The following is a 10,343-nucleotide window of genomic DNA, read 5'->3' as shown; positions in this document are numbered from 1 at the left end:
GCCAGCTGCTCCACAACGTCCACGTGCTCGCAGCCGCCGTAGTAGCGCTTGCCCGGGTAGCCCTCGGCGTACTTGTTGGTCAGCACGGAGCCCTGCGCCTGCATGACGGCCTTGGCGGTGTGGTTCTCCGAGGCGATCATTTCCAGGCCGTCCCGCTGGCGGGTGAGTTCGGCGTCGATCTTCGCGGCGATCTCCGGATCCAAAGCGGACAGGTCCGCGTCCAGGCTCGGCGAGACCACCTGCTCGAAAACAGTGATCGTGCCTGCGCCTGCGCTCACAGTTCGCCACCGTTCTTGGACGCGTACTCCTCGGCCGACAGTAGCGGGCCCTCTTCGGTCACGGTGACCTTGAAGAGCCAGCCTGCGCCGTACGGGTCCGAGTTGATCACTGCCGGATCGCTGACGACGCCGTCATTGACTTCCGTAACCTCGCCGGTGACCGGGGAGTACAGGTCCGAGACGGACTTGGTGGACTCGATCTCACCGCAGGTCTCCCCCGCGGTCACGGTGGAGCCAACCTCGGGCAGGTCCACGTAGACGATGTCGCCCAGGGCCTCGGCGGCAACAGCGGACACACCGATTACGGACGGACCAGAGCCATCAATGGCGATCCACTCGTGCTCGGCGGAGTATTTCAGTTCAGCGGCAACCTTGGCCATTTGTGTGTTTCCTTAAGTTTTGGAGTGCGATGGTGAGAGGGCGTGGGAGAGGTGGTCCCGGACTCAGTGAGGTCTTTACTTCTGTCGCTTGTAGAACGGCAGAGCGACGACTTCGAAGGGTTCTGCTTTGCCGCGCAGGTCGATGTCCAGGGCGGTGCCCAGTTCGGTGAACTCGACGTCGACGTAAGCCATGGCGACCGGGTAGCCCAGGGTCGGGCTGGGCTGGCCGGAGGTGACTTCTCCAACCACGTTGCCGTCCTTCAGGACTGGGTAGCCGCCACGGCCGGCACGGCGGCCGAGACCCTTCAAGCCGACCAGCTTGCGCTTTGAACCGGCCTCCTTGTCTGCTTCCAGGGCGGAGCGGCCCACGAAGTCGCCTTCCTTGCTCTTGAGTGCCACAACGGGGCCCAGACCGGCGTCGAACGGTGAGCGCTTGAGGGACAGCTCGTTGCCGTACAGCGGCATGCCGGCCTCGAGGCGGAGAGAGTCGCGTGAGGCGAGGCCGCACGGGACAATGCCGAACTCAGCCCCCGCTTCGGCGACGGATGCCCACAAGGGGGCAGCGGCGTTGTTGGCTACAAAGAGCTCGAAGCCGTCCTCGCCGGTATAACCGGTGCGCGCCAGAATGACGTCGTAGCCGGCCACGGTGAGCTCGTTGAACGCGTAATACTTCAGGTCGGTGACAAGCGCGTGCTGGGCCTCATCAGTCAGCTTGAGCAGGATGGCCTCAGCCTTGGGACCCTGCACGGCTACGAGGGACATCTCCGCGGAGACGTCCCCGACAATGACGTCGAAGCCACCGACTTTGCCGGAACGGGCCCGTTCTGCCAAGGCAGCAGCGACGGTGGGTGCGTTGCCCGCGTTGGGGACCACCAGGTACTTCTCGTCACCGAAACGGTAGGTGATGAGGTCATCGACGATGCCGCCGTCGGCGTTGCAGATGAGTGAGTACTTGGCTTTGCCATCGGCAATGGCGGAGAGCTTGCCTACCAGGGCGTAGTCGAGGAAGGCTGCGGCGTCGGGGCCGGTCACCCACACTTCACCCATGTGCGAGAGGTCGAACAGGCCAGCGGCGTTGCGGACGGCGTGGTGTTCGGCCAGCTCGGAGCTGTACTTCAGGGGCATCTGCCAGCCACCGAAATCGGTGAAGGAGGCGCCGAGTTGCTTGTGCTCTTCGTAGAGAGCCGTGTACTTCTCAGACATGTCGGGATCCTTAGTTTTCAAACTCGGAAAGCGGCGGGCAGGAGCAGATCAGGTTCCGGTCGCCACCGGCGCCGTCGATCCGGCCGACCGGGGGGAAGTACTTGTCCTGCTTGAGGTGGTGGACCGGGAAAGCGGCCTGCTCCCGTGGGTACTGGCGGGTCCAGTCAGAGGACACGACGGCGGACGCGGTGTGGGGTGCGTTGCGTAGCGGGCTGTCCTCGACGGTGAAGTCACCGGTGGCTACTTGGTCGATCTCGGCGCGGATGGTGATCATCGCGTCGATGAAACGGTCGATCTCCGCCAGGTCCTCGGACTCGGTGGGCTCCACCATTAGCGTCCCTGCCACCGGAAACGCCAAGGTGGGGGCGTGGAAGCCGAAGTCGATCAGGCGCTTGGCCACGTCTTCCGCGGTCACGCCGGTCTTGGCCGTCAGTTCGCGCAGGTCCAGGATGCACTCGTGCGCCACGAGGCCACCTTCGCCGGTATAGAGGATGGGGAAGTACTCGTTGAGACGGGCGGCAACGTAATTAGCTGCCAGAAGCGCGGACCTGGTGGCCTCGGTCAGGCCTTCGGCGCCCATGAGCTTCACGTACGCCCAGGAGATCGGGAGGACGCCTGCGGAGCCGAAGTTAGAGGCCGAGATTGCCACACCGTGACCCTCTTCGTGCACTGCCTTGTTCGCGTCCCCTGGCATGAAAGGTGCCAGGTGGGCCTTGGCCGCGACCGGGCCGACGCCTGGCCCGCCGCCGCCGTGCGGGATGCAGAAGGTCTTGTGCAGGTTCAGGTGCGAGACGTCGCCGCCGAACTTACCCGGCTGCGCCAGGCCCACGAGGGCGTTGAGGTTGGCGCCGTCCACGTACACCTGGCCGCCGGCAGCGTGCACTGCCTCGCAGATTTCTGTAACGTCAGCGTCGTACACACCGTGGGTAGACGGGTAGGTGATCATGATCGCCGACAGACCGTCTTTGTGCAGCTCGATCTTGGCGTTCAGGTCAGCGTGGTCGATGGTGCCGTCCGGAGCGGTGGCCACCACAACAACCTTCATCCCGGCCAGGACAGCGGACGCGGCGTTGGTGCCGTGCGCGGAGGCCGGAATCAGGCAGACGTTGCGCTGGGCATCACCGCGGGAGCGGTGGTAGCCGCGGATGGCCAACAGGCCCGCGAGCTCGCCCTGGGAACCGGCATTCGGCTGCAGGGAGACCTGGTCATAGCCGGTGATCTCGGCAAGGTCAGCTTCCAGCCCGTTGATCAGTTCGCGCCACCCGACGGTCTGGGATTCCGGGGCGAACGGGTGAATGGAGGCGAACTCCGGCCAGGAGATCGCTTCCATCTCCGCTGTGGCATTCAGCTTCATGGTGCACGAACCCAGAGGGATCATGGTGCGGTCCAGCGCGAGGTCCCGGTCGCTCAGCCTGCGGATATAGCGCAACAGCTGGGTCTCCGAACGGTGCGTGTTGAACACTGGGTGCTGCAGGTACTCGGAGGTGCGAAGCACCGGTTCGGGCAGTTCAAAGCCCTTCGCTTCAGCGACCGGACCGGCACCGAAGGCGACGGCAATGGCGGAGAGGACCTCCGTCGTCGTGGTTTCATCAGCGGAGACGCCGATGGTATCCGCGTCGATCCGGCGCAGGTTGATCCCACGTGCCTCTGCGGCAGCGATGACCTTGCCAGCCTTGCCGGGGACGCGGACCGTGACGGTGTCGAAGAACGTCTCGGTGACCAGTTCGCGGCCTGCGATCTTCAGCGTGGTGGCCAGGCTGCGGGCGTTGTTGTGGACGCGCTCGGCAATGGCCTTCAGACCGTCCGGGCCGTGGTAAACGGCGTAGAAGGAGGACACGATCGCCAGCAGCGCCTGCGCGGTGCAGATGTTGGACGTGGCCTTCTCGCGGCGGATGTGCTGCTCGCGGGTCTGCAGGGCCAGGCGATACGCCGGGACTCCGGCGATGTCCTTGGAGACACCGACCAGGCGGCCGGGCATGGACCGCTCGAGGCCCTTCTGGACCGCCATGTAAGCGGCATGCGGGCCGCCGAAGAACAACGGGACGCCGAAACGCTGGGTGGAGCCGACGGCGATGTCGGCGCCCTGCTCGCCGGGCGGGGTGATGAGGGTCAGCGCGAGCAGGTCAGCGGCGACGGTGACGAGGGCGCCGCGTTCCTTGGCCTCGGCAATCACGGCGGTGTGGTCGAACACGCGGCCAGAGACGCCGGGCTGCTGCAGGACCACGCCGTTGATGACGCCCTCAGGCAGTCCCTTGGAGAGGTCAGCGACCTCCACCTCGAAGCCAAGGGCTTCGGCGCGGCCCTTGACGATCGCGACGGTCTGCGGCAGGCAGTCGGCGTCGAGGACGGTCTTGCCGTCGTGGGCCGTCTTGTTTTTGTTGGCGCGGCGCATCATCAGCACGGCCTCGGCGACGGCGGTGGCTTCGTCCAGAAGCGACGCGTTGGCGATCGGCAGGCCGACGAGGTCCTGGACCATGGTCTGGAAGTTCAGCAGCGCCTCGAGCCGGCCCTGGGAGATCTCCGGCTGGTACGGGGTGTACGCCGTGTACCAGGCGGGGGCTTCGAGGATATTGCGGCGGATCACGGCCGGGGTGACGGTGTCGTAGTAGCCCTGCCCAATCATCTGGACCGCGGTCTTGTTCTTCGCGGCCAGCCGGCGGAGCTCGGCAAGGACCTCGACCTCGCTGAGGGCGTCCTTGAGGGCCAGCGGCTTGGCCTGACGGATGGAATCAGGGACGGCGACGTCCACGAGGCCGTCAACGCTGTCATAGCCCACGGCCTTGAGCATGGCGTCAATATCGGCCTGGCGCCGCGCACCAATATGCCGATCGGCAAAGGTTAAAGGGGACGACTGGATGGTCATGAAGGAACTCCATAATTCAGGTGGCGCATTGGGTGCGCCACATTGATTTGGGTTCCTCCCCGCTCTGTATTGGACCTGAGAGTTTCCGCGCCCCCTGCTGTTAGCAGGGTGACCCTTGCACCGTCGGTGAGTCCGAATATCCGGACTGCTTTCCAGAGTTGCCTTGCCGCGGCGGTACGTGGGCCTGAGAGATTCCTGGGGAGGATTTGCTCCTACGGCGCCTGCAGAACGTACCGGCAGGACTCTCCCGCCGCAGATCATAAGCACATGTCACTTGGTTGGTGACACGCCTCACACTTTAGCCTCTGCTCGGACAGGGACGCAAGAACCGACTCCGAATGTGTCTTTTGCCGAGCTGCGGTGAACCGCCACTAGGGAATTGCTGGCCACGTCAGAGAAATGGCATCGCCTCCCGCACCCTCGCCAGCCGCTGGAAGCACCTCGTGGATCCACCGGGCGCCCTGGCATTCACCGCCATGGGCCTTCAGCCCGTGGATTCATTCGGCGGTGCCCAACGCCAACAAGATCGCGCCCGCAGCGGAGATGGGCAGGATCGACGTGCTGCTCTCGCTGGACGACGAAGAGCGTAAAGACATCCGGCGCCAGATTCTCGGGAAGACACCCGTTGACCCGGATCACATTGTCGTCTCGCGGGCCGCGGCCGTGCAACTGCGAAAAAATCTCGCCACACAGCTCATCTTGCTGCCCGTGCTGCCGCTCATATTCATTCCCCAGGTCATACGCGGAGCCGGGTTCCTCTCCTGGCTCATGGCGGCTGGCGTGGCTATCTTGGTGATTGGGCTGATGCACGTTGTCCGGGACTTCCAGCGGGCTGGCAGGTTCCTTGACCGCACGGCAGAGCCGGGCGCCCCGGGCGCAAAGGGACCACCGGAGTGACCCGTTCGAGGATCCCTTCACCGGACGCTACTGAGCCGCCACGAGCACGTTCACGAGTCGCGAACGCCAGCATCGAGCCCACTCACCAGCGCACTACGCAGCCGACTGACCGCGTGCGACGAGGCCCCGTTACCGACATCCTGGAACGACCCCATGCCGCCTTGGTACAAGGTAAGAGCATTCCGCGTTGCTTCATGCAGATCGCGCGGGTCTGAGATACCGATGAACTGTTCGTCGAGCCAGTCGGCAACTTCTATTCGCTGCTTGTCCTGTTCTGCGCGGGCCACAGCACGTAGCTCTGCGGCTGCGGCGATTATCTCGTCTCGGAAAACTTCCACGTTGTGCTGATTGCGACTCATTCACAAATCCCATGTAGTTGCCAAGCCCTCACGCACAGCGACGGACCCTGGACCCACCGCCCGTAAGCCGGTCCCCCACCGCAACACCTTCCGGGCACTCCCCGCTGCGAGAATTCCGATACAGATACTGAAAACCCGGATTCGCGCATATCCCGCCCGCAAAACTGTCCCGCTCGGTTTGGAGAATCGCGACAGTTCCAAGTTTCCCAGGAGTTCCGGCTGTCCACAGGGACGACCTTCAGGGTCTGATCGCACCTCTCAGCAGGTCATGCAGTTCCGAGCGCTCCCGGCCATGAAGGAGTGAGCAGCAACACCGCTGTCTAAGCCAAGAGAAGGAGCCGCCAGACCAGCCGCCACTAACAAAAATGGGCCCGTAGGGGCCCACAAAAGGAGATTTGTACACATTCAGAGGACCACAAGCCCCTGAACAGGGAAAACACGTGCCCGAGGTGGGACTCGAACCCACACACCTTTCGATACCGCATTTTGAGTGCGGCGCGTCTGCCAATTCCGCCACTCGGGCGCGGACTACACCGGTGTAACAATCACTCAACCACAGTGCTGTGAGCAACGCGATCGCTTCCGGTGCGCGAAATTACTCTACATGCAGATAGGCTGAATTCCAGAATCGCGCCAGTGACGCCGCATCGAACCAGTCCGGTCCAAGTACACCAGCGGGCGGAACCTAAGATGGTTTAGTTCCCGCCGTACCTTTCCAAGGAGTTCCCGTGTCAGAACAGACGGAGTCAAACCCCACGACCACGCCGGCGCGCCGCGTGGTTGTCGCCGAGGACGAGACCCTCATCCGGCTCGACATCATCGAGATCCTGCGGGGCGAGGGCTACGACGTCGTCGGCGAAGCGGACAACGGCGAAAAAGCCGTTCAGCTCGCCGAAGAACTGAAGCCGGACCTGGTCCTGATGGACGTCAAGATGCCCGTTATGGACGGCATTTCCGCTGCCGAGAAGATCGTCAAGGCCCGGATCGCCCCGGTGGTCCTGCTGACCGCCTTCAGCCAGAAGGAACTCGTCGAGCGCGCCCGCGACGCCGGTGCCATGGCCTATGTGGTCAAGCCGTTCACGCCTGCCGACCTGATTCCGGCGCTGGAAATCGCGCTGTCCCGCCACGAGGAAATCAAGGCCCTCGAAAGTGAAGTGACCGACCTCCAGGAGCAGTTCGCCACCCGCAAGCTCGTGGAACGCGCCAAGAGCCTCCTCACCACCAAGATGGGCCTGACGGAGCCGGAGGCATTCCGCTGGATCCAGAAGACCTCCATGGACCGCCGCCTCAGCATGCGCGAGGTTGCCGAGACCATCATCAACCAGGTCAACTAAGACGCTTCTCCCCCGGGTCCGGGAAGCCGCTCACCCGCGGCCTCCCGGACCCGGCAATTTAAGCGCTAATGCGGTATCCGCTGGCCAAGTTGCACTGCGGCAGCCAGCGCCATAATTCCGCCGGCCACTGTGGCCACGGCCATTACGGCAGGCACCGCTCCCCCGCTGAGGGCGACCCTGTCGCTGTCGGACGTGGTGAGGATTGTGTGAATCCTGCGGTACCGCCGCTGCGTGACAATGAGCGCCACGAGTGACACGGCAGCGCCCAGCGCGGCCGGAGCGAGTGCCCACAAACCCAGGAGCTCCGGCAGGATGCGGAGCGCCGCGAGGGATCCGACGGCGACCGCCAGCGCCGTCCGGCGCCAGGCTAGAGCGGTCCGTTCCGGCTGCAGGCCCGCGTCGAACGGCCGGTGACTCCGGCCGGGTGCGTTCTCAGGACCGCCGGTCATCAGGCGAGGACAACCGCGAAGACCACCAGGATCCCAGCCACGGAAACGGCAGCCCCAATCGGGGACGCCAAGCGGGCGGCCGGCAGCGGCCTGTCGAGGCGCAGTGCACGCTCGATCTGCATCCACCCGAACCACGCCTGCACGGGCGCGGCAATTCCGGCGACGATGAGGACTACGGACGCCGAAAGGCGCAGCCCGTCCTGCAGGTTCAGCCCCAGCGCCTCCAAAGCAACGCCGCTGGCAATCAGCGCCAGGGAGGTCCGTATCCAGGCTAGGTATGTGCGTTCATTGGCGAGGCTGAACCGGGCGTCCGGATCTGATCCCTGGGAATACAAGGCTGCCGGAAATCGTCTCGTTGCGTTAGTCATGGCACTTTCAGGTCGAAGGGGGAACCACCGGGCCGCTCATGCCTATTCACGCAGGATCACCCGGGGACCCTTCGAGCATTGCAGATACCACCCAGGGTCGTCAAACACCCCCGGGGGTATACAATGGGGTATCGAAAGGAGCTCCGCATGAGCTACACCCACACCGTGACTCTTCCCCTTGACTGGCAGGAGGCAGTGCAGCGGACCCGCGACGCCCTGGCCGATCAAGGCTTCGGCATTCTGTCCGAAATCAACGTTCGCGCTACCTTCGAGGCCAAGCTCGGCGCTGACGCGGCTGCCGCTGTCGGCGACTACGTCATCCTCGGTGCCTGCAACCCGGCGCTGGCCAGCCGCGCCCTCGCTGCCGATCCCGAAATCGGCGCCCTGTTGCCCTGCAACGTTGTGGTCCGCCGAGGAACGAGCGACGTCGTGACGACCATCAGTGCCATTGATCCTCAGACGATGGTCCAGCTCAGCAACAGCGCTGCTGTCCAGGACGTCGCCAATGATGCGGACACCCGGCTGCGGAAAGCCCTTGCCAGCCTCACCGGTTAAGGGGCAGTGGCGGGCACTGGGCCCCAGCTGTAAGCGACCAAGCAACACAAAAAAGGAGAGGGTCCCCGCCGCGTAAACCGCGTGGCGGGGACCCTCCCTTTCGTCTGAGCTGCGGAACTAGATCTTGGTGTTCCGCTTCTTCTTTTCCGGCCAGGGGCCGAGCTTATCCTTGGCGACCTCGGAGTCGCCCGTGCTGCCCGCGTCGGCCAGGTCGCCCACCTTGTGGACCTTCAGCATGTTCGTGGAACCGGCCTTTCCGGGAGGCGAGCCGGCCGCGATGACCACCATATCGCCGTCCTCGGCCAGGTCCAGGCTCAGCAGGCTGCGGTCCACCTGGGCGGTCATCTCGTCGGTGTGGCCCACCATGGGAACCAGAACCGGCTGGATGCCCCAGGTCAGCGCGAGCTGGTTCCAGACGTGCTCCACCGGGGTGAAGGCGAACACGGGCCGGACCGGGCGCAGCCGCGAGAGGCGCCGGGCGGAGTCACCGGACTGGGTGAAGGTACAGATGTACTTCGCATCCAGCTGGTCGGCGATTTCGACGGCGGCACGGGTGATGGCGCCGCCGCGGGTCTTGGGCTTGGTGCCCAGCGGAGGGACGCGTTCCAGGCCGTGGACCTCGGTGGACTCGATAATCCGGGCCATGGTCTTGACGGTCTCGATCGGGAACTTGCCCACGCTGGTCTCGCCCGAGAGCATCACTGCGTCGGCGCCGTCGAGCACGGCGTTGGCACAGTCGGAGGCCTCGGCGCGGGTGGGGCGCGGGTTGTCGATCATGGATTCCAGCACCTGCGTGGCCACGATGACCGGCTTCGCCCAGCGGCGGGCCAGTTCAACGGCGCGCTTCTGGACGATCGGGACTTCCTCGAGGGGAAGTTCCACGCCGAGGTCGCCACGGGCCACCATGATGGCGTCGAAGGCATCGATGATCTCGGGGAGCTGCTCCACGGCCTGCGGCTTCTCGATCTTGGCGATCACCGGCACGCGGCGGCCTTCTTCGTCCATAATCTCGTGGACGCGCTTGATGTCCGAGGCATCCCGGACGAAGGAGAGGGCCACCATGTCCACGCCGCGGCGCATGGCCCAGCGGAGGTCGTCCTCGTCCTTTTCGCTCAGCGCCGGAACGTTGACGGCAACACCGGGCAGGTTGATGCCCTTGTTGTTCGACACGTAGCCGCCCACGATCACCTGCGCGACCACCTTGACGTCGTCGACGTCGATGGCCCTCAGCGCCACCTTGCCGTCGTCAATCAGGAGAGCATCGCCCGGGTTGACGTCTTCGGTGAGGCTCTTGAGCGTCGTGGAGCAGATGTCCTTGGTGCCCGGGACGTCCTCGGTGGTGATGGTGAAGGTGTCGCCGACGGCGAGGAGGTGCGGTCCGTCCACGAACCGGCCGAGGCGGATCTTGGGGCCCTGGAGGTCGGCCATCACGGCGACGGCCTTGCCGAGCTGACCGGCTGCCTTGCGGACGTTCTCGTAGGTGGTGTCGTGCACGGAGTAGTCGCCGTGGCTCATGTTCATGCGTGCCACGTCGACGCCGGCTTCCAGCACCGCGAGAGTGTTCTCGAAGCTTGCGATTGCCGGTCCGAACGTGGCTACGATTTTAGCGCGTCTCATATACCTACCCTAGTAGTCGATTGCATTGATGAAGTTATTG

General features: G+C 64.6%; 10 protein-coding genes, 1 tRNA gene, 1 pseudogene and 2 riboswitches. Of the genes and pseudogenes, 3 read left to right on the top strand and 9 right to left on the bottom strand.

Annotated features, from left to right (window positions below):
* From AC6EUH_RS18110 to gcvP, 4 genes and pseudogenes are all read right to left on the bottom strand, one after another.
* Positions 1 to 278: pseudogene (locus tag AC6EUH_RS18110) on the bottom strand (serine hydroxymethyltransferase); the annotation flags it as partial.
* Positions 275 to 658 (bottom strand): glycine cleavage system protein GcvH, encoded by a 384-nt coding sequence (gcvH, locus tag AC6EUH_RS18105; RefSeq protein ID WP_056431886.1) that lies wholly within the window; start codon positions 656 to 658, stop codon positions 275 to 277. The gene gcvH and the pseudogene AC6EUH_RS18110, both read right to left, overlap by 4 nt.
* 75 nt (positions 659 to 733) lie before the next feature.
* Positions 734 to 1,861, bottom strand: coding sequence for a glycine cleavage system aminomethyltransferase GcvT (gcvT, locus tag AC6EUH_RS18100; RefSeq protein ID WP_499739479.1), 1,128 nt, complete (start codon positions 1,859 to 1,861; stop codon positions 734 to 736).
* Positions 1,862 to 1,871: 10 nt separating this feature from the next.
* Entirely contained in the window at positions 1,872 to 4,724 is a 2,853-nt protein-coding gene (gene gcvP / locus AC6EUH_RS18095; protein WP_499739478.1) for an aminomethyl-transferring glycine dehydrogenase, read from the bottom strand.
* Positions 4,725 to 4,778: 54 nt separating this feature from the next.
* Positions 4,779 to 4,885, bottom strand: a riboswitch (glycine riboswitch).
* Position 4,886: 1 nt separating this feature from the next.
* Positions 4,887 to 4,984, bottom strand: a riboswitch (glycine riboswitch).
* 247 nt (positions 4,985 to 5,231) lie between these two features.
* Between gcvP and AC6EUH_RS18090 the strand changes: the two genes are divergently transcribed.
* The gene (locus AC6EUH_RS18090) at positions 5,232 to 5,621 is read left to right on the top strand and encodes a hypothetical protein (RefSeq protein WP_056431877.1); all 390 of its coding nucleotides are present in this window, start codon (positions 5,232 to 5,234) and stop codon (positions 5,619 to 5,621) included.
* Positions 5,622 to 5,671: 50 nt separating this feature from the next.
* Here AC6EUH_RS18090 and AC6EUH_RS18085 read toward each other — a convergent pair whose 3' ends face one another.
* A complete protein-coding gene (locus tag AC6EUH_RS18085) occupies positions 5,672 to 5,980 on the bottom strand; it encodes a hypothetical protein (protein ID WP_056431874.1) in 309 nt (102 codons plus the stop codon).
* Positions 5,981 to 6,421: 441 nt separating this feature from the next.
* Positions 6,422 to 6,503, bottom strand: a tRNA-Leu gene (locus AC6EUH_RS18080).
* A 205-nt stretch (positions 6,504 to 6,708) separates the two neighbouring features.
* Between AC6EUH_RS18080 and AC6EUH_RS18075 the strand changes: the two genes are divergently transcribed.
* Entirely contained in the window at positions 6,709 to 7,314 is a 606-nt protein-coding gene (locus AC6EUH_RS18075) for an ANTAR domain-containing response regulator (RefSeq protein WP_056431565.1), read from the top strand.
* A 65-nt stretch (positions 7,315 to 7,379) separates the two neighbouring features.
* Here the strand turns inward: AC6EUH_RS18075 and AC6EUH_RS18070 are convergent, their stop codons facing one another.
* Together AC6EUH_RS18070 and AC6EUH_RS18065 are read right to left on the bottom strand one after the other, a co-directional pair.
* A complete protein-coding gene (locus tag AC6EUH_RS18070; RefSeq protein ID WP_499739477.1) occupies positions 7,380 to 7,763 on the bottom strand; it encodes a DUF202 domain-containing protein in 384 nt (127 codons plus the stop codon).
* On the bottom strand, positions 7,763 to 8,131 hold the full coding sequence (locus AC6EUH_RS18065) for a YidH family protein (protein WP_056431559.1): 369 nt from the start codon (positions 8,129 to 8,131) through the stop codon (positions 7,763 to 7,765). The genes AC6EUH_RS18070 and AC6EUH_RS18065 overlap by 1 nt, the downstream gene beginning before the upstream one ends.
* 147 nt (positions 8,132 to 8,278) lie before the next feature.
* Here AC6EUH_RS18065 and AC6EUH_RS18060 point away from each other — a divergent pair, with 147 nt between their 5' ends.
* The gene (locus AC6EUH_RS18060) at positions 8,279 to 8,686 is read left to right on the top strand and encodes a DUF302 domain-containing protein (protein ID WP_056431556.1); all 408 of its coding nucleotides are present in this window, start codon (positions 8,279 to 8,281) and stop codon (positions 8,684 to 8,686) included.
* 117 nt (positions 8,687 to 8,803) lie between these two features.
* Here AC6EUH_RS18060 and pyk read toward each other — a convergent pair whose 3' ends face one another.
* Positions 8,804 to 10,303, bottom strand: coding sequence for a pyruvate kinase (gene pyk / locus AC6EUH_RS18055; RefSeq protein WP_499739476.1), 1,500 nt, complete (start codon positions 10,301 to 10,303; stop codon positions 8,804 to 8,806).
* Positions 10,304 to 10,343 lie beyond the last annotated feature (40 nt).

The sequence above is a fragment of the Arthrobacter sp. 001422645 genome (assembly GCF_059816125.1).
The sequence above is the reverse complement of the archived record's forward strand: the minus strand, read 5'-3'. Positions and strand labels throughout refer to the sequence as shown.